The 21,759-nt window shown below is 73.4% G+C and carries 14 protein-coding genes; 9 read left to right on the top strand and 5 right to left on the bottom strand.

Annotated elements, in window-relative coordinates:
* Positions 1 to 48 precede the first annotated feature (48 nt).
* Together ACZ3KJ_RS10275 and ACZ3KJ_RS10270 are read right to left on the bottom strand one after the other, a co-directional pair.
* Positions 49 to 822 carry an SDR family NAD(P)-dependent oxidoreductase gene (locus tag ACZ3KJ_RS10275; protein ID WP_467526115.1) on the bottom strand — a complete coding sequence of 258 codons (774 nt, stop codon included), beginning with the start codon at positions 820 to 822 and terminating at the stop codon, positions 49 to 51.
* Between the two features lie 477 nt (positions 823 to 1,299).
* Entirely contained in the window at positions 1,300 to 1,968 is a 669-nt protein-coding gene (locus ACZ3KJ_RS10270; RefSeq protein WP_467526114.1) for an MOSC domain-containing protein, read from the bottom strand.
* A gap of 92 nt (positions 1,969 to 2,060) precedes the next feature.
* Between ACZ3KJ_RS10270 and ACZ3KJ_RS10265 the strand changes: the two genes are divergently transcribed.
* On the top strand, positions 2,061 to 2,969 hold the full coding sequence (locus ACZ3KJ_RS10265; protein ID WP_467526113.1) for a LysR family transcriptional regulator: 909 nt from the start codon (positions 2,061 to 2,063) through the stop codon (positions 2,967 to 2,969).
* 261 nt (positions 2,970 to 3,230) lie between these two features.
* Here ACZ3KJ_RS10265 and ACZ3KJ_RS10260 read toward each other — a convergent pair whose 3' ends face one another.
* Positions 3,231 to 3,557, bottom strand: a complete 327-nt coding sequence (locus tag ACZ3KJ_RS10260) for a WhiB family transcriptional regulator (RefSeq protein WP_467526112.1) — start codon at positions 3,555 to 3,557, stop codon at positions 3,231 to 3,233.
* A 379-nt stretch (positions 3,558 to 3,936) separates the two neighbouring features.
* Between ACZ3KJ_RS10260 and ACZ3KJ_RS10255 the strand changes: the two genes are divergently transcribed.
* From ACZ3KJ_RS10255 to ACZ3KJ_RS10240, 4 genes are all read left to right on the top strand, one after another.
* Positions 3,937 to 4,548, top strand: a complete 612-nt coding sequence (locus ACZ3KJ_RS10255) for a response regulator transcription factor (protein ID WP_003948568.1) — start codon at positions 3,937 to 3,939, stop codon at positions 4,546 to 4,548.
* A 1,040-nt stretch (positions 4,549 to 5,588) separates the two neighbouring features.
* Positions 5,589 to 6,176: a sigma-70 family RNA polymerase sigma factor gene (locus ACZ3KJ_RS10250; protein ID WP_385079369.1), complete on the top strand. Its 588-nt coding sequence runs from the start codon at positions 5,589 to 5,591 to the stop codon at positions 6,174 to 6,176.
* Positions 6,177 to 6,364: 188 nt separating this feature from the next.
* Positions 6,365 to 7,873 (top strand): IMP dehydrogenase, encoded by a 1,509-nt coding sequence (guaB, locus tag ACZ3KJ_RS10245; protein WP_389513388.1) that lies wholly within the window; start codon positions 6,365 to 6,367, stop codon positions 7,871 to 7,873.
* Positions 7,874 to 7,998: 125 nt separating this feature from the next.
* Complete coding sequence (locus ACZ3KJ_RS10240) at positions 7,999 to 9,123, top strand: GuaB3 family IMP dehydrogenase-related protein (protein WP_385079375.1); 1,125 nt, start codon at positions 7,999 to 8,001, stop codon at positions 9,121 to 9,123.
* 672 nt (positions 9,124 to 9,795) lie between these two features.
* On the opposite strand, the gene ACZ3KJ_RS10235 is transcribed toward ACZ3KJ_RS10240, so the two are convergent.
* Positions 9,796 to 11,007: a nucleotide sugar dehydrogenase gene (locus tag ACZ3KJ_RS10235; RefSeq protein ID WP_467526111.1), complete on the bottom strand. Its 1,212-nt coding sequence runs from the start codon at positions 11,005 to 11,007 to the stop codon at positions 9,796 to 9,798.
* Positions 11,008 to 11,301: 294 nt separating this feature from the next.
* Between ACZ3KJ_RS10235 and ACZ3KJ_RS10230 the strand changes: the two genes are divergently transcribed.
* Positions 11,302 to 13,008 carry a glycerol-3-phosphate dehydrogenase/oxidase gene (locus tag ACZ3KJ_RS10230; protein WP_467526110.1) on the top strand — a complete coding sequence of 569 codons (1,707 nt, stop codon included), beginning with the start codon at positions 11,302 to 11,304 and terminating at the stop codon, positions 13,006 to 13,008.
* Between the two features lie 207 nt (positions 13,009 to 13,215).
* On the opposite strand, the gene ACZ3KJ_RS10225 is transcribed toward ACZ3KJ_RS10230, so the two are convergent.
* Positions 13,216 to 14,262 carry a serine hydrolase domain-containing protein gene (locus ACZ3KJ_RS10225; protein WP_467526109.1) on the bottom strand — a complete coding sequence of 349 codons (1,047 nt, stop codon included), beginning with the start codon at positions 14,260 to 14,262 and terminating at the stop codon, positions 13,216 to 13,218.
* 320 nt (positions 14,263 to 14,582) lie between these two features.
* On the opposite strand from ACZ3KJ_RS10225, the gene ACZ3KJ_RS10220 reads away from it, so the two are divergent.
* From ACZ3KJ_RS10220 to ACZ3KJ_RS10210, 3 genes are all read left to right on the top strand, one after another.
* A complete protein-coding gene (locus tag ACZ3KJ_RS10220) occupies positions 14,583 to 16,652 on the top strand; it encodes a serine/threonine-protein kinase (protein ID WP_467526108.1) in 2,070 nt (689 codons plus the stop codon).
* 217 nt (positions 16,653 to 16,869) lie between these two features.
* Positions 16,870 to 19,599, top strand: coding sequence for a protein kinase (locus ACZ3KJ_RS10215; RefSeq protein WP_467526107.1), 2,730 nt, complete (start codon positions 16,870 to 16,872; stop codon positions 19,597 to 19,599).
* A gap of 339 nt (positions 19,600 to 19,938) precedes the next feature.
* Complete coding sequence (locus tag ACZ3KJ_RS10210; protein ID WP_467526361.1) at positions 19,939 to 21,681, top strand: serine/threonine-protein kinase; 1,743 nt, start codon at positions 19,939 to 19,941, stop codon at positions 21,679 to 21,681.
* Positions 21,682 to 21,759: the final 78 nt, after the last annotated feature.

Raw genomic sequence — 21,759 nt, 5'->3', positions numbered from 1 at the left:
ACCGGAGCGCCGACGCCACCCGGCCGCCACCGGCGGCCGGCCCTCCCCCTACCGGGGGCCGTACTTACGCCCGGTCCGCGAGCTGATCCCGCCGAGCAGGCCCCTCGGGACCACCTTCACCACGCCCATCAGCGCCTTGTACCGCGGGTCCGGGATCGACACCGACTTGCCGCGCGCCAGGTCGTGCAGCGCCGCCGTCACCAGCTTGTCCGCGTCCAGCCACATCCAGTTCGGGATGTTGTCCGTCCCCATCCCGGCGCGCTCGTGGAACTCGGTCCGTACGAAGCCCGGGCACAGCGCCATGAGCCGCACCCCGCTGCCCGCCAGGTCCTTGGCGGCACCCTGCGTGAACTGCACGACCCACGCCTTGGACGCGCCGTACGTGCCGCGGGGGAGGAAGGCGGCCACCGAGGCGACGTTGACGACGCCCCCGCGCCCGCGCTCCCGCATCACCGTGGTCGCCGCCGAGGTCAGCCGCAGCACCGCCTCGCAGTGCACCTTGAGCATCCTCAGCTCGTCGGCCATCGGTACGTCGAGATAGCGGCCCTTGTTGCCGAAGCCCGCGTTGTTGACGAGCAGGTCGACGGGGTTCCTGCGGTCGCCGAGCCGGTCGGCCACCACCTCGATGCCCTTGTCCTCGGCCAGGTCGGCGGTGAGTACCTCCGCCTCGATGCCGTGCCGGTCGTGCAACTCGGTCGCCTGCTCGCGCAGCCGCCCGGTGTCCCGGGCGACGAGCACCAGGTCGTGCCCGTCCGCCGCCAGCCGCCGCGCGAACGCGGCGCCGATGCCCGCGGTCGAACCTGTGATCAGAGCCGTTGTCATGGCAGAAGGGTAGTGACCCGGACCGGCACACTCCGCTCTCTGCACGGCGCCTCCCGAAGGTGAAGGCCGCGTGCGCACGCCCCCTCCCGGCGCCCCGTGCGCGCGCCCCGGTGGCGGCCCTGCGGGCGCGCGCCGGTGACACCCGTGCCCGATCCACGCCGACATCCGTGCCCCCTGCCCGGTGAAGCCCGTGCGTCCGCAGGGTGAAGCCCGTGCGCAGGCCAGGCGGCGCCGGCATGTACCTCGGGCGGCGACGGCACGTACGTCCGGTGGCGTCCGTACGTACCCCAGGTGGTGACGCACGTACACCGGATGGCGACGGCACCTGGACCCGGTGCCGACGCACGTGGGCACCCGGTGCCGACGCACGTCGGCGAGATGCCGACGGCACGTGGGTCAGATGGCACCCGCGCGTACGTCCGGTGGCGACGGCACGCAGGCCAGGCGGCACCCGCGCGTACGTCCGGTGCCGACGGCTCAGGCGCCGTGTTCGGCGACGTACTTCCGGGCCGCCGCCAGCGTCTCGGAGTGCAGGGCCTCGCCCGCGGCCAGCAGGCGCGGCAACAGCTCCCGGTGCGTGGTGACGGCCTGGAACTGCATGCGGGCCGTCACCTCGTGCTCCGGCAGGTGCACGATCTCGACGGGGTTCCCCGCGCGGATCTCGCCCGGCGTGATCACCCGCAGGTACGCCCCCGTCGCGGCCTTCTGCGTGAACCGCTTCATCCAGCGCTGCTCACCCAGGTGCCCCTGGAAGGTGCGGCAGGGAACGCGTCCGGCCGTCACCTCCAGCACCACATCGGCGCCGACGCGCCAGCGCTCGCCGATCCGCGCGCCGGAGACGTCCAGGCCGGTGAGGGTGAGGTTCTCGCCGAACGCGCCGTTGGACAGCGTGCGCCCCAGCTCGCGCTCCCAGTCGTCGAGGTCCTCGCGGGCGAAGGCGTACACCGCCTGGTCGTCGCCGCCGTGGTGCCGCAGGTCGCACACCGCGTCCCCGGCGAGGCCACTGCCCGCCGTGCCGCTCGGCCCGGGCGCCGACACCCGCACCGGCCCGTCCGCCGGCCGCTTGTCGATGCCGGTGACGCCCTCCGGATGATGCGTGAACGGCGAGCGTTCCGGGCGGCCCAGATTCACAGACAGAAGCCTCATGGCCGCACGGTAGGCGAGCCACCGTCAAAGTGTCGACGCGTTATCCGCCGCGACACCCAAGGCACCCTTATGCGCGCGGGTATCCTCGAAGGGTGATCGAGGCCCGTCACCTCCGTGTGCTGCGCGCCGTGGCCGCCACCGGCTCCTTCTCCGCGGCGGGACGCGAGCTGGGCTGCACGCAGCCCGCCGTCAGCCAGCAGATGAAGGCCCTGGAGGCGTCCGTCGGCACGCCCCTGCTGGTGCGCAGCGGCCGTGAGATGCGTCTCACCCAGGCCGGTCAGGCTCTCGTACGGCACGCCGCCGGCATCCTCGCGGGGCTCACCGCCGCCGAGGAGGAGGTCGCCGCCATCGCCGGACTGCGGGCCGGCCGGGTACGTCTCGTCTCCTTCCCCAGCGGCAGCTCCACCCTCGTCCCGACCGCCCTGGCCGCCCTGCGCGCCGCGCACCCCGGCACCCGCGTCTCCCTGGAGGAGGCCGAGCCGCCCGAGTCCGTCGACAAGCTGCGCGCCGGCGACTGCGACGTCGCCCTCGCCTTCCGCTACGAGGACGCGCCGGGCGCCGAGGAGTGGGCGGACCTGGTCGTCCGCCCGCTGCTGACGGACCGGCTCGTCGCCCTCCTCCCGGAACGCCACCCGCTCGCCGACGCCCACTCCCTCGACATCGGCGAACTCGCCGGGGAGCCGTGGATCGCCGGCTGCCCGCGCTGCCGGGGCCAGCTGGTGGAGGTCTGCGAAGGGGCCGGCTTCACTCCCCGTATCGACTTCGCGACGGACGACTACCCGGCGGTGGCCGGTCTGGTGGGCGCGGGCCTCGGCGTCGCCGTCCTGCCCCAGCTCGCGATCGAGTCCGTACGGCCCCGTGGAGCGCGCGCGGTGACGCTGGAACCGGCGGTACGGCGGGAGATCGTCGCCCTCACGCTCCCCGATCTGGCGCAGGTGCCGGCGGTGGCGGCGACGCTGGAGCAGTTGGGCCGGGCGGCCGCGCGGGGACAGGGGCGGTAGCGGTCTCGGGGCGGCAGCTCTCGCGGGGGGCGGCAGCGGTCACAGGGAGCGGTGGCGCTCACACGGGCGGCAGCGGTCAGAGAGACGGAAGACGGTCCCCCACGGCTCCCCGGGCGCGAAGGCGAACTCAGGCGCGGGAGCGGCGGTCGGGAGCGGTCGGAGCGGTCCCGGGAGCCGTCGACGGTGGTGGGACAACGCATGCGGGACAACGGATGCAGGCACGCGTGGATCCAGCCCCCCGACGCGTGCAGAAACGTTCCTTCAGTTGTTCTGGGCGGTGTCACCACCCGTCGACGCCGACACCAGGCGGTGGCGCGCCCGGCCCATGAGCTCCTCGCGTTCGTCCTCGGTCAGCCCGCCCCACACGCCGTACGGCTCTCTCACCGCCAGGGCGTGCGCCGCGCACTGGGCGCGGACCGGGCACCTCATGCAGACCTCCTTGGCCGAGTTCTCGCGAGCGCTCCGCGCCGCCCCGCGTTCGCCCTCCGGATGGAAGAAGAGCGAACTGTCCACCCCGCGGCAGGCAGCCAGGAGCTGCCAGTCCCACAGGTCCGCGTTCGGTCCGGGAAGGCGGGAGAAATCTGCCATTGTGTGACCCCTTGTAGCCGTTTCGAGCGGATACGGTGCCCACGACCGTACAACTACGATCTAAGGAGATGAAAATATGACTCATTGCGAATCTAGCCTCAGACACCAGTAAATGGGAAGAAATAGGGCTAAACGGGGCATCGGATGTGATGAAAGCTTGAGGGTCCGCGCGGCTGCCTCCGCCGTGTCCGCCCCCTCACGTAGAGTGCCGAAGAGTGCACGCAGCCCCGTAACTCTTTCGAGTGACCGTCGTTGAGAGTGCGGAGGCGGTTGAAAACCCAAACGCTCGGGCAGGCGTCCGAGACGGTCGACCGCACAGGTGACGATTCGTACCAGCCTGGAGGCACAAGGTGACGCGCATCAGCTGCGGAGGGCGGCCATGACTTCCGTCCTCGTCTGCGACGACTCCCCGCTTGCCCGAGAGGCGCTCCGCCGCGCGGTCGCGACCGTGCCCGGCGTCGAGCGCGTGACGACGGCGGCCAACGGCGAGGAAGTCCTCCGCCGCTGGGGCGCCGACCGCTCGGACCTGATTCTGATGGACGTGCGCATGCCCGGACTGGGAGGCGTGGAGACCGTACGTCGGCTGCTGTCCGCCGACCCCGGCGCGCGCATCATCATGCTGACCGTCGCCGAGGACCTCGACGGCGTCGCGCTCGCGGTCGCCGCCGGCGCCCGCGGCTACCTGCACAAGGACGCCTCGCGCGCCGAACTGCGCGCGACCGTCACCCAGGCCCTCGCCGACCCGACCTGGCGACTCGCCCCGCGCCGGCTGCGCTCCGCCGAGATGGGTGCCGCGCCCACGCTCACGGCGCGTGAGATCCAGGTCCTGGAGGGCATGAGCCACGGCCGCTCCAACGCCGAGATCGGCCGTGAGCTGTTCCTCTCCGAGGACACCGTCAAGACCCACGCCCGCCGGCTGTTCAAGAAGCTCGGTGCCTCCGACCGCGCGCACGCCGTGGCGCTCGGCTTCCGCTGGGGACTGGTCCGCTGACCCGGCCGGCCCCCTCCGGAGCCGGCCGGCGCCGCCGCCGACGACGACGGGCGCGGGGCAACGCCGATGCCCCCGCGCGAATCCGTTCGACGTGAACCTGTTCGAGCGGAGGGGGCGCGCAGCGACGGACGGGTCCGCGGCGACCGGGGAGACCGGGGCGACCTCAGTGGCCAGGTCGGCCGAAGCGACCGGGACGACCTCGGTGCCAGTGGACTGGGCGGCCGGAGCGGCCGGAGCGACCTCGGTCTCAGTGGACTGGGCGGCCGGAGCGGCCGGAGCGACCTCGGCGACCAGGCCGACTGAAGCGACGGCACGACGGGCGCGCTCCACCTTCCCGGCACGACCCGCCGCACCGGCCCGGGCGCTGTCCCCACGGCCATGCGCCGCCGACCCGGGCGGAGGGACCCCGGACGCGGACCGCCGACCGCGGGCCCACGCCGTCGACACCGCCCGCGGCGCTTCCGGCCGCCGACCTTCCGCAGGCCACCCTTCCGTACGTCGCGGTCCCGCAGGCCGCCCTTCCCGTCCCGTGCACCGCACCTCCGTGCGCCGCGCTCCCGTACACCACACCTCCGTACGCCGCGCTCCCGTACACCGCACCTCCGTACGCCGCGCTCCCGTACACCGCACTTCCGTACGCGGTGCCCCCGGTCGCGGCGCGCGGGACACCCCCGTCCGTCGGACGGTGGCCGCTCCGGCACACGGACCGGCGGCGCAGGACAGGGCGCGGGGGCCGGCGGTGGAGGATCGAGCGCGCGGACCGGCGGTGGAGGACAGGGCGCGCGGACCGGCGGGAGATCCGGTACGCGGAGTGGCGGACAAGCCGGTGGACGGGCGTCGCACGGCGCTTCGCCGGGTGCCCGCTGCTCGTTTCGCCGCGGATGCCGCATCCTTGAGGTGTGGAGTTCCTCGGGGACGAGTCGGTCGAGCGGAAGGGGAGGGCGCAAGGGATGAGTTCCGGCGCACCTGCTCATAACGCTTCGGTGCACAACGACGGACGTGGTGCCGCGGACCGTACGGCCGCAGGGCACCATGGACCGATGCGCGATGACGAGGCGGTCCGTGCCCAAGGGGCGATCGGCGCTCTGGTGCATCGCGCCGTCGACGGAGACGAGCAGGCCACCCACGACCTGCTCGCCCACGTCCACCCCCTGGCGCTGCGCTACTGCCGCACCCGCCTGTCCCGCCTGCCCGGCGACGCGCGCCACTTCGTGGAGGACCTCGCCCAGGAGGTCTGCGTGGCCGTCCTGCTGGCCCTGCCGCGCTACAAGGACACCGGCCGTCCCTTCGAGGCCTTCGTCTTCGCCATCGCCGCCCACAAGGTCGCCGACCTCCAGCGCGCGGCGATGCGCCACCCGGGCTCGACGGCGGTCCCGTCCGACGAGATGCCCGAGCGGCCGGACGACTCCCTGGGGCCGGAGGAGCGGGCCCTGCTCAGCAGTGACGCCGAATGGGCCAAGAAACTGCTGGCCAACCTGCCGGAGAACCAGCGGGAGCTGCTCCTGCTGCGCATCGCGGTGGGCCTCACGGCCGAGGAGACCGGTCAGATGTTGGGAATGTCACCCGGGGCCGTCCGGGTGGCCCAGCACCGCGCGCTGAGCAGACTGCGGGCGCTCGCGGAGCAGTAGTCCCCCGGCCGAGGGCACAGCGGAACGCCCCTGGCCAGGGGCGCCTCGGAACACCAGGCGCCACGACGGCGTCGTACGAACATACGAAGCTCGGGGCCGTCGGCGGCCGTGGAATCGTGGAATGCGGGAGGTGCGCTTCCCGTTAGCATGGACATCCGCACCGAGCAAGGCCATTTGGGGAAGGTGTCATGACTGCCAACGTCGACGGAGTGCCCGACAAATTCGCGACCCTCGGGCTGACCTACGACGACGTGCTGCTGCTGCCGGGCCCGTCGGACATGGCTCCCGACGAGATCGACACCGCCTCGTACGTCTCCAAGAACGTGCGGGTCAACATCCCGCTCCTGTCCGCCGCCATGGACAAGGTCACCGAGTCGCGCATGGCGATCGCGATGGCCCGCCAGGGTGGCGTCGGTGTCCTGCACCGCAACCTCTCCATCGAGGACCAGGCCAACCAGGTCGACCTCGTCAAGCGCTCCGAGTCCGGCATGGTGGCCAACCCGATCACCATCCACCCGGACGCCACGCTCGCCGAGGCCGACGCGCTGTGCGCCAAGTTCCGCATCAGCGGCGTCCCCGTCACCGACGGCGCCGGCAAGCTCCTCGGCATCGTCACCAACCGCGACATGGCCTTCGAGAACGACCGCACGCGCCGGGTGCGCGAGGTCATGACGCCGATGCCGCTGGTCACCGGCAAGGTCGGCATCTCCGGCACGGACGCCATGGAGCTGCTGCGCAAGCACAAGATCGAGAAGCTTCCGCTGGTCGACGACGAGGGCGTCCTCAAGGGTCTGATCACGGTCAAGGACTTCGTCAAGGCCGAGAAGTACCCGCGCGCCGCGAAGGACGCCGAGGGCCGCCTCCTGGTCGGTGCCGCGGTCGGCGTGGCCGGTGACGCCTTCGAACGCGCCCAGGCGCTGATCGAGGCGGGCGTCGACTTCATCGTCGTCGACACCGCGCACGGCCACTCCCGCTTGGTCGGGGACATGATCGCCAAGATCAAGTCGAACTCCTCGGGCGTCGACGTCATCGGCGGCAACATCGCCACCCGTGACGGCGCCAAGGCCCTCGTCGACGCGGGTGCCGACGGCATCAAGGTCGGCGTCGGCCCCGGCTCCATCTGTACGACCCGGGTGGTCGCCGGCATCGGCGTCCCCCAGGTCACCGCCATCTACGAGGCCTCGCTCGCCGCCAAGGAGGCCGGCATCCCGGTCATCGGCGACGGCGGCCTGCAGTACTCCGGTGACATCGCCAAGGCCCTCGTCGCGGGCGCCGACACCGTGATGCTGGGCTCGCTCCTCGCGGGCTGCGAGGAGTCCCCGGGCGAGCTGCTCTTCATCAACGGCAAGCAGTTCAAGTCGTACCGCGGCATGGGCTCCCTCGGCGCCATGCAGACCCGCGGCGACCGCCGGTCGTTCTCCAAGGACCGCTACTTCCAGGAGGGCGTCGCCTCCGACGAGCAGCTGATCCCCGAGGGCATCGAGGGCCAGGTCCCCTACCGCGGCCCGCTGTCCTCCGTCGTCCACCAGCTGGTCGGCGGCCTGCGCCAGTCGATGTTCTACGTCGGCGGCCGGACCGTGCCGGATCTCCAGGCGAACGGCCGGTTCGTCCGCATCACGTCGGCGGGTCTGAAGGAGAGCCACCCGCACGACATCCAGATGACCGTCGAGGCGCCGAACTACAGCGCCAAGCGGTGACCGAAGTGGTCCCCACGCGCGCGTGAGGACCGCACAGGGGCGGCTCCGGAACTCCGGGGCCGCCCTTGTCGTGCCCGTCGGCGATACTGGACAACGCTGAAACGCATCAGGGAAAGGCCACAGACGTGACTGAGATCGAGATCGGGCGCGGCAAGCGCGGCCGCCGGGCGTACGCCTTCGACGACATCGCCGTCGTCCCCAGCCGCCGTACGCGGGACCCGAAGGAGGTCTCGATCGCCTGGCAGATCGACGCCTACCGCTTCGAGCTGCCGTTCCTGGCCGCTCCCATGGACTCGGTCGTCTCCCCGGCCACCGCGATCCGCATCGGTGAGCTCGGCGGCCTCGGCGTACTGAACCTCGAAGGCCTGTGGACACGGTACGAGGACCCGCAGCCGCTGCTGGACGAGATCGTCGGACTGGACGCGGAGACGGCGACCCGCCGGCTCCAGGAGATCTACGCCGCTCCCATCCAGGAGGAGCTGATCGGCCGGCGCATCAAGGAGGTGCGCGACTCGGGCGTGGTCACCGCGGCCGCGCTGTCCCCGCAGCGCACGGCGCAGTTCTCCAAGGCGGTCGTGGACGCCGGCGTGGACATCTTCGTCATCCGCGGCACGACCGTGTCGGCGGAGCACGTGTCGGGGGCGCACGAGCCGCTGAACCTGAAGCAGTTCATCTACGAGCTGGACGTCCCGGTGATCGTCGGCGGCTGCGCCACCTACACGGCGGCCCTGCACCTCATGCGCACTGGCGCGGCCGGTGTCCTCGTCGGTTTCGGCGGCGGCGCCGCGCACACCACGCGCAACGTCCTCGGCATCCAGGTGCCCATGGCCACCGCCGTGGCGGACGTGGCGGCCGCCCGCCGCGACTACATGGACGAGTCCGGCGGCCGGTACGTGCACGTGATCGCGGACGGCGGTGTCGGCTGGTCCGGCGACCTGCCCAAGGCGATCGCCTGCGGCGCGGACGCGGTGATGATGGGCTCCCCGCTCGCCCGCGCGACCGACGCGCCGGGCCGCGGCCACCACTGGGGCATGGAGGCCGTCAACGAGGAACTGCCGCGCGGCAAGAAGGTCGACCTCGGCACGGTCGGCACCGTCGAGGAGGTCCTCACCGGCCCCTCCCACACCCCCGACGGCTCCATGAACCTCTTCGGCGCCCTGCGCCGCGCGATGGCCACCACCGGCTACAGCGAGCTCAAGGAGTTCCAGCGGGTCGAGGTCACGGTGGCGGACTCGCAGCACCGGCGGTAAGCCGAAGTCCCGGAACACGGCGAGGGGCCGGCCGCTCACTTGGTGAGCGGCCGGCCCCTCGCAGTATGTCGTGTGTCTCCTGCCGCGTGTCCGGCGTGCGGGGGGCGCGTGGTGTGGTGCGGGGGCGCGCGGTTGCCTTCGGCGGTGGAATCGGCTGGTCAGGGGGGTCGCGGACGGTAGCGTCCTGGACGGCGCCCCAGTTGTGTGGGGTGCCCCCTTCCAAGGACATGGTCCGGACCTCGCCCTCGGGGCCCGGCCCGATTCCGTACGTGTCGTCCACCGGGCCACTGGGCGGCGTCGTGGAAGGGGGCGCCCATGGGACGCCACCGCAAGCCCACCCACTGGGACCGACTCCGTCTGTGGACGGTGAAGTGCCGGAGGAGGTGGATTTTGCGGATCTTCGGATGGTGAGCGGCCGCCCCCACACACAGTAGGGGCGGACACTCCGTGATCCATCCAGGAGCCTGCCGCAGTGGCCCCTGCGGTGGGCTGGACCTGTTTTCGGATGGTGAGCGGCCGCCCCCACACACACTAGGGGCGGACACTCCGTGATCCATCCAGGAGCCTGCCGCAGTGGCCACTGCGGTGGGCTCCACCCGCTTCGTACGGTACCGGCGTGCCCCGGCCCACGCCACCAACCCCGGAGTCAGCCGACGTCCCGTGCGCCCCGCTTCACAACCGGTGCGCCGCCCCCGTGGGCGTCGCCCCCCGCGTGTCCAGGAGCAGCTGGGCCTTCACCGACAGGCCCTGGAGGTCGTAGGTGCGGTGCTGCTGGAGCAGGATCGTCAGGTCGGCGTCGGCGGCGGCCTCGTAGAGGGATTCGGCGCGGGGGACCGGGCGGTCCAGGACGCTCCAGGACGGTACGTGGGGGTCGTGGTAGCTGACCGCGGCTCCGAGCTTCGTGAGGCGGAGCGCGATCTCGCGCGCGGGGGTGCCCTGGAGGTCGGCGAGGTCGGGCTTGTAGGTGACGCCGAGGAGGAGGATCCGGGCGCCGCGGGCGGACTTGCCGTGCTCGTTGAGGAGGGCGGCGGCGCGCTGGACGACGTAGCGGGGCATGCGGTTGTTGACCTGCTGGGCGAGTTCGACCATGCGCAGGGTGCCACCGTCGGGGTGGCCGGTGCGGTCGAGGGGGACGGAGTGGCCGCCGACGCCCGGTCCGGGGCGGAAGGCCTGGAAGCCGAAGGGCTTGGTCTCGGCGCAGCGGATGACGTCCCACAGGTCGACGCCCAGGTCGTGACAGAGCACGGCCATCTCGTTGACGAGGGCCATGTTGACGTGGCGGAAGTTGGTCTCCAGCAGGTGCACGGTCTCGGCCTCCCGCAGGCCGCGCGCGCGGACCACCTTGTCCGTGAGACGGCCGTAGAAGGCGGCGGCCGACTCGGTGCAGGCGGGGGTGAGGCCGCCGATGACCTTCGGTGTGGTGGCGGGGGTGAAGTCGCGGCTGCCGGGGTCGACCCGGCTGGGGGAGTACGCCAGGTGGAAGTCACGTCCGGCGCGCAGACCGGACGTCTCCTCCAGGAGCGGGCGCAGGAATTCCTCGGTGGTCCCGGGGTACACGGCCGACTCCAGGATCACGGTGGTGTGCGGACGCAGGTGCCCGGCGAGGGTGCGGGCGGCCGCCTCCACCTGGCTCAGGTCGAGTCCGCCGTCCGCGTCGCGGGGGGTGGGCGCGCAGATGACGGCGGTGCGCACCCGGCCCAGCTCGGCGGGGTCGGTGGCGGGCCGGAACCCCCCCGAGAGCATCCGGCGCAGCTCGGCGGGGCTGAGCGAGCCCGCCTCGGGGCCGGTGCGGTAGCCGAGCGTGGGAATGCCGGCGGCCACGGCGGCCTGGGCCAGGGGCAGGCCGAGCGGTCCGAGTCCGATGACGGCGAGATCTGCGGGCATGGCGTGGGCGTCCTTCCCAATAACCGAAGCGGGACAGGCGCGCAAGCCCTGTGGACAGGACAGGCGAGCTCAATGTCACACTAGGAGTAAATATGACCGTTATGCGGGATTGATCGGCTGTGTTGATCCATCAAGTTGTCCCGCGCGTCCGCACGGGTTCCCCGAGAGTTGTCCACAGGCTGGGGGCGAGTGGTGGCTGGAGTGGCGCAACACGGTCAGAATTTGGGCAGGGGGGTACGGAACGGGCCCTGCCCTGAGCGGTGCGGCCGACGTGACCGACAGTGGGAGGCAGCGGTGAGGACAGCGGCACTGGGGCCGGTACAGCGGGCCGAGTCACTGGCGGCCATGGCCGAGCGGGAACTGGACGTCCTGGTCGTCGGAGGCGGCGTGGTCGGTGCGGGCACCGCGCTGGACGCCGTCACGCGCGGCCTGTCCACGGGCCTCGTCGAAGCCCGCGACTGGGCGTCGGGCACGTCGAGCCGGTCCAGCAAACTCATACACGGCGGCCTGCGCTACCTGGAGATGCTCGATTTCGCCCTCGTCCGCGAGGCGCTGAAGGAGCGCGGCCTGCTGCTGGAGCGGCTGGCCCCGCACCTGGTCAAGCCGGTTCCCTTCCTGTACCCGCTCCGGCACAAGGGCTGGGAGCGGCTGTACGCCGGGTCGGGCGTCGCGCTCTACGACGCGATGTCCCTGGCCCGGGGGCACGGCCGGGGCCTGCCCGCGCACCGTCACCTGACTCGACGTCACGCCCTGCGCGTCGCCCCGGCCCTGAAGAGGGACGCGCTGGTGGGCGCGTTGCAGTACTACGACGCCCAGATGGACGACGCCCGCTTCGTCGCCGTGCTGGTGCGCACGGCGGCGGCGTACGGCGCGAAGGCGGCCAACCGCGCGCGCGTGACGGGATTCCTGCGCGAGGGCGAACGGGTCGTGGGCGCCCGGGTGCGGGACGTCGAAGGCGGCGGGGAGTACGAGATCCGCGCCCGGCAGGTCGTCAACGCCACGGGCGTGTGGACCGACGACACCCAGGCGATGGTCGGGGAGCGGGGGCAGTTCCACGTCCGCGCCTCCAAGGGCATCCACCTCGTCGTGCCCAAGGACCGCATCCACTCCTCGACCGGGCTGATCCTGCGCACCGAGAAGTCCGTGCTGTTCGTCATCCCCTGGGGACGGCACTGGATCGTCGGCACCACCGACACCGACTGGGACCTCGACAAGGCCCATCCGGCCGCCTCCAGCGCGGACATCGACTACCTCCTGGAGCACGTGAACTCCGTCCTCGCGGTGCCGCTCACCCGTGACGACGTCGAGGGCGTCTACGCCGGTCTGCGGCCGCTGCTCGCGGGCGAGTCGGACGCCACCAGCAAGCTGTCCCGCGAGCACACCGTCGCCCACCCGGTGCCGGGGCTCGTCGTCGTGGCCGGCGGCAAGTACACGACGTACCGGGTGATGGCCAAGGACGCCGTCGACGAGGCCGTGCACGGGCTCGACCTGCGGGTCGCCGAATGCGTCACCGAGGACGTGCCGCTGCTGGGCGCGGAGGGCTACCGGGCGCTGTGGAACGCGCGGGCGCGCATCGCCGAGCGGACCGGCCTGCACGTGGTGCGGGTCGAGCACCTGCTGAACCGGTACGGCACGCTGGCGGAGGAACTCCTCGACCTCATCGCCGGGGACCCCTCCCTGGGCGATCCGCTCCAGGCCGCCGACGACTACCTGCGTGCCGAGATCGTCTACGCGGCCTCGCACGAAGGGGCGCGGCACCTGGACGACGTGCTGACCCGGCGCACCCGGATCTCCATCGAGACCTTCGACCGGGGCACGCTCAGCGCCCGTGAGGCGGCCGAACTGATGGCGCCGGTCCTCGGCTGGGACAAGGACCAGATCGAGCGCGAGGTCCAGCACTACGAGAAGCGGGTGGAAGCCGAACGCGAGTCGCAGCGGCAGCCCGACGACCTGACGGCGGACGCGGCGCGGCTGGGGGCGCCGGACATCGTGCCGCTGTAGGCCTCGGCCCGGTCAGGGGGCGCCTCGTCAGGCCGGGTCCGGTCAGGCCGGGTCTGGTCAGGCCTGATCACGTCTGAACAGGCCTCCCCGGCCGGATCCCCCTGGCCGGGCCCGGTGCGGACCTGGCCGGGCCCGGTGCGGACCCGTCCGGCCGTTTCACTCGAACGGGTGTCGTGGGTCGGGATCCTTGTTCGGAACCGGCTCGTTCTATGGAGTGCGAGGGCAGAACTCGGCGGCGAGCAGGGCCGGTTCGAGGTCGGGGTCCGCCAGCGCCGTCGTGTTCACGCGGAAGGTGAGGACATGCCGGCCGTCGACGGTGGCCGCGGTGCGCACGTAGCTGCCGGATATACGGCCGTTGTGCCCCCACACGGTCACGCCGCACGGAAGCGTCGCGGGGAACAGGCCCATGCCGTACGAGCCGTGTGCGGTGCGGGTGTCGAGCATCTCGCGCAGCCAGCGCGGGGTGAGCAGGTCGCCGCCCAGCAGGGCCGCGTAGAAGCGGTCCAGGTCGGTGAGGGTCGTCACCAGCTCGCCCGCGGCTCCGGCCGTCCGCGGGTCGAGTTCGGTGACGTCGGTCCCGTCCGTGTCGTAGGCGCGGCCGTGCGGGGAGGGCAGTGAGGTGCGGGAACCGGGGAAGGAGGTGCCGTCGAGATCCAGCGGGCCGATGATGCGCCGCTCGGCCTCCGCGGCGTACGAACGGCCGGTGACCTGCTCGACGACCAGGCCGAGCAGGACGTAGTTGGTGTTGGAGTAGGCGAAGCGGCCGCGGTCGGCCGGAGGGTGGGTGAGGGCGATACGGACGGCTTGGACAGCGGTGACGGGGACGGCGGCCTCGGTGTCCCGGACGTAGTCGTACAGGCCGCTGGTGTGGGTGAGCAGGGAACGCAGGGTCAGCGCGCGCCCGTCGTTGCCGGCTCCCCGCACCAGGCCGGGCAGGTACCGCTCCACCGGGTCGGACAGCGACAGCCGGTCCTCGGACGCCAGTTGGAGGACGACGGTGGCGATGAACGTCTTGGTGACGCTGCCGGCCCGGAAGTGGTCGGAGCGGGCGATGCCGGGGCCGGCCTCGGCGTAGCGGGTGCCGGTGCCCTCCAGGGCCAGCAGGGCCGCGGCCGGGGCCTTGCCCCGGGCCAGCAGCTGAGGGAGGAGGGGATCGGTGGGCGGAGGGGCGGAGGCGAGGGAGCCGGCCGTGGTCAGGGCGAAGAGCACCAGGGCCAGGGGCAGCGCCGGCAGGCGCCGCAGCGGAGGTGTCACGGGTGCCTCGCCCTCCTTCGGCGCGCTTCACAGCCCTTGCTCGCGCCCATCATCCAGGGCTCCCGGGCGGACGTCTCACCGGGTCCCCGGCATCCGGAGCGGGCGCGTCCGGTCTCCGGTCCGGCCGGGCCGGGCCCGCCCCGGCCGGTGTTCGGGGCGGACCGTCGGCAGGCGTGTGCGGGGGCCTGGCCGGAGTGTGTCGTACCTTCTGGCCGGAATGCGCCGGTCTCTCGGCGCGGTGAGGGGCCCCCTGGGCGTCGGGCACTTGTCGGGTGAGGGACAATGGAGGCTCTGTCAGGGCGGGTTGCATGAGGGGACGCATGTCGGAGGCGGAGCGGGCGGGGACATCCCGTCAGGACAAGAGCGCACGTCTCCTCGCCGGGCGGTACCGGCTGGGAGACGTACTCGGCCGCGGCGGCATGGGTACGGTGTGGCGCGCAGAGGACGAGACCCTCGGACGCACGGTCGCCGTCAAGGAGCTGCGGTTCCCGTCGAACATCGACGAGGAGGAGAAGCGCCGGCTGATCACGCGGACGCTGCGCGAGGCCAAGGCCATCGCGCGGATCCGCAACAACAGCGCGGTGACGGTCTTCGACGTGGTCGACGAGGACGACCGGCCGTGGATCGTGATGGAGCTCGTCGAGGGCAAGTCGCTCGCCGAGGTCATCCGCGAGGACGGCGTGCTCGAACCGAAGCGGGCGGCGGAGGTCGGGCTCGCGATCCTCGACGTGCTGCGGTCGGCCCACCGCGAGGGGATCCTGCACCGCGACGTGAAGCCGTCGAACGTGCTGATCGCCGAGGACGGCCGGGTCGTGCTCACGGACTTCGGCATCGCCCAGGTCGAGGGCGACCCGTCCATCACCTCCACCGGCATGCTCGTCGGCGCGCCCTCCTACATCTCCCCGGAGCGGGCCCGCGGCCACAAGCCGGGCCCGGCGGCCGACCTGTGGTCGCTCGGCGGTCTGCTGTACGCGGCCGTCGAGGGAACGCCCCCGTACGACAAGGGTTCCGCGATCGCGACGCTCACCGCGGTGATGACCGAGTCGCTGGAGGAGCCGAAGAACGCGGGTCCGCTGAAGGACGTCATCTACGGCCTGCTCACCAAGGATCCCGAGCGGCGGCTCGACGACGCCGGCGCGCGCCGGATGCTCAACGCGGTGATCCGCGCGTCCGAGCCCGGGGAGGCCGAGCCGGCGGACGCGACGAAGCTCGTCCCGCTGCCGGTGCAGCCGGACGGTGCCGGGGCCGGGGAAGCGGCCGACAAGCTGCGCGGGGCCCTGCGGTCCGTGCGCAGGGCCGCCGTCGCGGCGGGCGCCGCCACCTCGGCCGCCGCCCGCACCAAGTCGGCGAACGGCACGGCCGCTTCGCCATCCGTGGGTACGGGGGAGGCGGTGAAGGGCGGTGGGGGCGCCCCCGCGGCCGCCTCGTCCGCGGCCCCGGCGACGGCGAGGAGCACCACGGCGGCGTCCGCGTCCGTCCCGGTGTCCGGCGCCACGGCCGGGATGAACGGCAGCCGGGCGGCGAGCGCTCAGGGCACTCGCGGCGCGGACGCCGGACCGGGCGGCCGGAGTTCGGGATGGCCGGTGATGACCCCGCCGGATCTGCCGCCGCGGCCGGTGCCCAGGGCGCCGCTCACCGACGTGGTGCCGAAGCGGACGCTGGTGATCATCGCCGTCGTGGTGGTGCTCGCGGTGCTCGGCACGGTGCTGGCGCTCACGCTCGGCGGGGACGACGACAAGGCCGACGGCGCGCAGGGCGGCGGTACGGCGACCGTCGCCAGTGAGAGCGCGAGCGCGGACACCAAGGACGACGAGTCGGGCGGAACCCGTACGGACGGGGACGCGTCGCAGGCCGCGCCGTCCGGCAGCGGCACCGCGTCCGGCAGCGGCACCACGCCGGGTACCGCCGCCTCCACCGCCGGCGGCTCCGGGTCCGACGTCTCGGCCACCGAGAGCAGCACGGCGACGACGACGTACTCGGGCAAGCAGGGGTACTCCATCGGGCTGCCCACCGGATGGAAGTACCGGACCTCGGACTCCGCCGGGGACCGGTTCAACGGGCCCGACGGCCAGAAGCTCCTCGTCGCCTGGACGACGACGCCCAAGGACGACCCCGTCGCGGACTGGGAGAACCAGGAGAAGTCCATGACGCGCTCCCAGTACAAGAAGATCCGCATAGAGAAAGTGAGCTACCGCGGCTGGAACACGGCCGACTGGGAGTTCACCTCCGTGGACAGCGGGACCACCTACCGCACCATCGACCGCGGATTCGTCGTGAACGACAGCCAGGGGTATGCCCTGATGTACACGGCGAAGGCCGCCGTGTGGGACGGCGACCTGCGGGAGAGCACCTGGAAGACGCTGACGGAGACGTTCGAGCCGAAGAAGTAGGTACGGCGGTCCGGGCGGGCCGTACGGGCGGGGGCCCCGGACCCGCGTGTTCGGGCCGTGAGATCTCGCATCCTCTCTCTGCCGGTCGTCTCCGGCACGTATCGTGAATGCTTGCGAACCGTACGCATCCAGCTGTCCGGCCGGAAATGACCGGCACTGCGCGTAACGGACCGCTGGGCGTAGGGAATCGACCGACCGGGTGGCCGGGGGAGGCAACGTGGACGACTATGCGGGGCGAGTGCTCGCCGACCGCTACCGCCTGCCGCTGCCCCCCTCCGACGAGTACGAACTCACCGAGACCCGGGCCTTCGACAGCTACAGCGGGCAGGAAGTCCTGGTCCGGCAGGTGCCGTTGCCGGAGGTCGTCGAGGCGGAGGTGCTCGACGCGGAGGGGCTGCCCGAGGGCTTCACGGCACGTGAGCGCGGCCCCCGGCATCCCACGGGCCGCATGGGCGCCGGCACCCGGCGGCCTGCCGATCCGGTCGTACGGAGGGCGGTGGAGGCGGCGCAGGCCGCGGCGAGCATTCCCGACCACCCCCGGCTGGACCAGGTCTTCGACGTGTTCGCCGAGGGCGGTTCGCTCTGGGTCGTCAGCGAGCTGGTACCCGCCCGGCCGCTGGCGGCGCTGCTCGCCGAGCAGCCGCTCACCCCGTACCGGGCGGCGGAGGTCGCCTCCGACGTGCTCACGGCGCTGCGCGTGCTGCACGCGCACGGCTGGGTGCACCGGAACATCACCGCGCGCACGGTCCTCGTCTGCGACGACGGCCGGGTCATGCTGACCGGGCTGGCCGTCGGGGCGGCGGAAGAGGCGTTGTGCGGGTACGACCCGGTACCGGCCGAGGAGGACGAGGAACCGCACGGTCCGCAGGGCCCGCCTGCCCAGCGGAGCGCGGGACCGGGCGGACCGGCGGCGGGCCAGGCCGCCCTCGGGCTCGGCGGCGGTACGTTCGGCGGGGGCACGTTCGGCGGTGTCCCCGGTCCCGGGGGCGGTGGTCCGGCCGGACGGCCGGAGCCCGGAGGGATCGGGGCCGCAGGCGGCGCCGAGGCGGATCCGGAGGCGGCGCGACGGGCGGCGATCGAGGCGCGGGCGGCCGGAGGGCTGCCCACGGCGGCCGCCGAGCCGGCGACCGGGGCCTCCGGCGCCGTGGCCCGCAGAACCGTGGAGACCGGCGGGGACATCCGCGCCGCGCGCGCCGGGGCGATCGCCGCGTACCGGGCGGGAGCACGGGCGGCGGCCCGCGTGCAGGAGGCCCAGAACGGCCGTGCGGCACTGCCGGGCGCCCGCACCCCGGCCGGTGGTGACACCGCCGCCGGCGGCACGCCCGGTGTCGGGGGCGCGGCGACACCGCCGTACGCCCTGGGCACCGGACGGGAGCACGGGCCGGGGGACACGCGGAGCACGCCCCCCGGGCAGATCGCCGACCCCTACGGCGTGCGGGGGACACCGGGGCCGAGGAGCGGGCCGGCCGGCCCGGCGGGGCATGTCTCCGTGCCGCCGCAGGGCCTGCAACCGGGCGTGGCGCCGCCCGCCCAGGGCACGGCGGGCGACTTCCTGCCCGCGCAGAGCACGCCGGCCGGCGCTCCCGTGCCCGGACAGGGTGCCGGGGCCGCGGGTGACGCACGGGCGGGTGCCCGATGGGACGAGGCGGCGGCCGGGGCCGGGGCGCGGCGCGGACCCGCCACCGCGCTGGCCGCCGAGCGGGCGCGGCAGGCCCGTATGGCCGTCGTCGGGCCCGTCACCGAACGGTGGGCGCCGGAGCAGGCCGGACCCGTGCACGAGAACTGGCAGCTGGCCGCGCCCATCGGGCCCGCCACCGACCTGTGGGCGCTCGGCGCGCTGCTCTTCCGGGCCGTCCAGGGCCACGCGCCGTATCCGGAGGAGTCGACCGCGGAGCTCGTGCAGATGGTCTGCGCCGAGCCGCCGGCCTTCGCCGAGGAGTGCGGGCCGCTGCGGCCGGTCGTGGAGTCGCTGCTGCGTCAGGACCCCACCGACCGCCTCGACTTCGAGGAACTGCGCGGCTGGCTGCGCTCCCTGGTGCGGTCGGCACCGGAGCCGGAGGCGGGCACGCACGTCGTCGCCGCGCCGCCGACCGATCCGCGCCGGCTGCCGATCGTCCGCCGCAAGGGCGAGCTGGTGCGCAGACGGCGCGCCGGGCTGCCCGCGACCAGCGGACGGCACAAGCGGGCCCGGCAGGAGACGAGGCGTTCCCCGCGCAGCCTGGGCCGCACCCTGCTCGTGCTGGTCCTGCTCGCGCTGGCCGCGGCGGTCGCCTACGCCGTGCTGTTCATGCCCAAGGCCGGCGAGGAAGGCACGGGCGACACCCCGGGCGCCGAGCGGACCGGGGCCGCCGGTCAGACCGGGCAGGCGCCCACGGCCAGCAGCGAGCCCCGGCCCGACGACCAGGGCTCGACGGCACCCGACGGCAGCGCCTCCGCGTCCTCGGCCCCCTCCGGATCGTCCGGCTCCACCGAGACGCAGTCCGGGGCCGACGTCCCCGACGGCTTCACCGTGCGCAAGGACGCCGAGGGCTTCAGCGTCGCCGTCGCCAACGGCTGGGACCGCACCCCGAAGAACGGCAGCGGGCAAGTGGTCTACTCGCACGGCGACTTCGAGCTGATCGTCGTACCCGGACGGGACTCCGCGGCCACGTACGGCAGCGACCCCATGGCCTACCAGCGGGAGAAGGAGAGCGAGCTACAGCCCTACCGCGACTCCACCTGGGCCACGGCCTCCGGGCTGCGGACCATCCAGGTGGGCGGACGGACCATGGCCGAGGGCCAGTTCACCTGGACGGCCGCCGACGGCCGGGAGCTGTTCGTGCGCAACCTCGCCGTCCTCCTCGACGGCCGCTACCACGTCGTCCAGTTGCGTGGCCCGGAGGCCGAACGGGACGAGGTGACAAGGCTGTTCGAGCAGGCGTCGGCCACGTACACGTACACGGGCTGAGCTGCTCGCCGGTGACTCCGGCCGGTTGCGCGGGATCTCCGGCCGCTCGGACGGTACCTTCGGCCGCTCGGACGGTACCTCCGGCCGCTCGGACGGTACCTCCGGCCAGTCGGACGGGACTTCCGTCCGTCGCACGGTGCCTCCGGCCGGATGCACCGGGCCTCCGGCAGGCGGCTCGGGGCGCCCGGCCGACGCCGCGGGGGGCACGTCCGGTTCCCGGTCCGGCCCGGAAGCGACAACCGTCACAGTGCGGTCTCCGTGGGCGCGTGCCGGTTCCCCGGACGGTGGCCGATCCCTAGGGTTGATCTGTCAAGACCATTGCGGGGCAACGTGAATCAGATGCAGGGCCTGCTCGTCGCGGGCCGCTACCGGCTCGCCGACACGATCGGCAGCGGCGGCATGGGGCGCGTGTGGCGCGCGCACGACGAACTGCTGCACCGGGCCGTCGCCGTCAAGGAACTGACCGCCGCCCACTACGTCTCCGAGAGCGACCGGGAACGCCTCCTCGCCCGCACCCGGGCGGAGGCCCGCGCGGCCGCGCGGATCAACCACTCCGCCGTGGTCACCGTGCACGACGTGCTCGAACACGACGGCCGTCCCTGGATCGTGATGGAGCTCGTCGAGGGCCGTTCCCTCGCCGACGCGATCAAGGAGAACGGGCGCGTCGAGCCGGCCGAGGCCGCCCGGATCGGCCTGTGGGTGCTGCGCGCCCTGCGCGCCGCGCACGCGGCCGGCGTCCTGCACCGCGACGTCAAGCCCGGCAACGTCCTCCTGGCCCACGACGGCCGCGTCCTGCTCACCGACTTCGGCATCGCCCAGATCGAGGGCGACACCACCATCACCCGCACCGGCGAGGTCGTCGGCTCCGTCGACTACCTCGCCCCCGAGCGCGTCCGCGGCCAGGATCCCGGCCCGTTCTGCGACCTGTGGGCGCTCGGCGCGACGCTGTACACCGCGGTGGAGGGCCGTTCGGCGTTCCGCCGCACCTCGCCGCTGAGCACCATGCAGGCGGTCGTCGAGGAGGAGGCCCCCGAACCGCGGTACGCCGGCCCGCTCGAACCGGTGATCACCGCCCTGCTCCGCAAGGACCCGGCGACCCGCCCCACCACGGCCGACGCCGAGCACCTGCTCGCGGAGGCGGCGGAGGGCCGACGTCCGGCCGCCGCACAGGCGTACGTGCCGACGCAGTACGCCGGGCCGGGCCGGGCGGGGGAGGGCGCGTCCCCGCCCCCGTACTCCATGACCGGGCCCACGACCGTCGGTCCCACCACCCTCGACCCCACCACCCCCACGGCCCCCACCGCCGTCACGCCCACCACCTTCGGCCCTCCCGCCCCCGCCCCTGCACCGGTGCGCCCCCCGGCCCCGCCCCGGCCGCCGTCCCGGCACCGTCGGCTGCGCCTGCTGGCGCTGGTGGTCGTCGTCGCCGCGCTGGTCGGGGGCGGTACGGCGGTGGCGTTGCTGAAGTGGGACACGGGCCGGCGGCCGAGCGCCGGACCGGCCTCCTCGCCGAGCGCCACGGCGCCCGAGACGCCCACGGACGCCACGACGTCCACCTCCCCGACCGCGTCCGGCACCGGCCGGGCGGCGGAGCAGAGCACCGTCCCCGGCACCTGGCAACAGGTCACCGACCCGTTCGGCTTCGGTCTCTCCCTGCCCGAGGGCTGGGAACGGCAGGTCTACCAGGACGACGGCGACCTGAGGCAGGTCGACTACACGCCCGACGCCGGCGAGCACTTCGTCCGCATCGCCATCGACACCTCCCCGGACTTCGACGACCCCTACGCCCACCAGACGGACCTCGAACAGCAGCTCCAGCGGCTCGTCGACTACGAGCGGGTCACCCTGGAGCGGAACGTCTACCGCGACCGCGAGGGCGCCGAGTGGGAGTACACCTGGACCGCGCTGGCCAAGGACACCGACTTCCCCGGCCCGCGGCGCGCCATCGAGGAGGCGTACATCGCCCGCGACGGCACCGAGTACGTGATCTACATGTCGTCGCCCGCCGAGGACTGGGCGACGACGGTCGAGCAGTTCCGGGCCGTGCTGAAAAGCTGGCGGGAGCCGCAGAGCACCTCGTGACGCCCGGCCGCCGGACACCCGTTCGGCCTGGCCGACTTGGCCGGTCGGCGCCCCGGAAGCGGGCGGTCCGGTGCGGCA

It is taken from the genome of Streptomyces sp. NPDC003248 (assembly GCF_055563235.1).
Note: the sequence above shows the minus strand (reverse complement) of the source record. Positions and strands in the feature narration are given on the sequence as shown.

What these genes read in the sequence shown, in the direction of transcription:
- ACZ3KJ_RS10220 (WP_467526108.1), top strand. Translation starts at nt 14,583, where the DNA reads ATGTCGGAGGCGGAGCGGGCGGGGACATCCCGTCAGGACAAGAGCGCA.
- ACZ3KJ_RS10250 (WP_385079369.1), top strand. Translation starts at nt 5,589, where the DNA reads ATGCGCGATGACGAGGCGGTCCGTGCCCAAGGGGCGATCGGCGCTCTG.
- ACZ3KJ_RS10260 (WP_467526112.1), bottom strand. Translation starts at nt 3,557, where the DNA reads ATGGCAGATTTCTCCCGCCTTCCCGGACCGAACGCGGACCTGTGGGAC.
- guaB (WP_389513388.1), top strand. Translation starts at nt 6,365, where the DNA reads ATGACTGCCAACGTCGACGGAGTGCCCGACAAATTCGCGACCCTCGGG.
- ACZ3KJ_RS10270 (WP_467526114.1), bottom strand. Translation starts at nt 1,968, where the DNA reads ATGAGGCTTCTGTCTGTGAATCTGGGCCGCCCGGAACGCTCGCCGTTC.
- ACZ3KJ_RS10210 (WP_467526361.1), top strand. Translation starts at nt 19,939, where the DNA reads ATGCAGGGCCTGCTCGTCGCGGGCCGCTACCGGCTCGCCGACACGATC.
- ACZ3KJ_RS10255 (WP_003948568.1), top strand. Translation starts at nt 3,937, where the DNA reads ATGACTTCCGTCCTCGTCTGCGACGACTCCCCGCTTGCCCGAGAGGCG.
- ACZ3KJ_RS10275 (WP_467526115.1), bottom strand. Translation starts at nt 822, where the DNA reads ATGACAACGGCTCTGATCACAGGTTCGACCGCGGGCATCGGCGCCGCG.
- ACZ3KJ_RS10235 (WP_467526111.1), bottom strand. Translation starts at nt 11,007, where the DNA reads ATGCCCGCAGATCTCGCCGTCATCGGACTCGGACCGCTCGGCCTGCCC.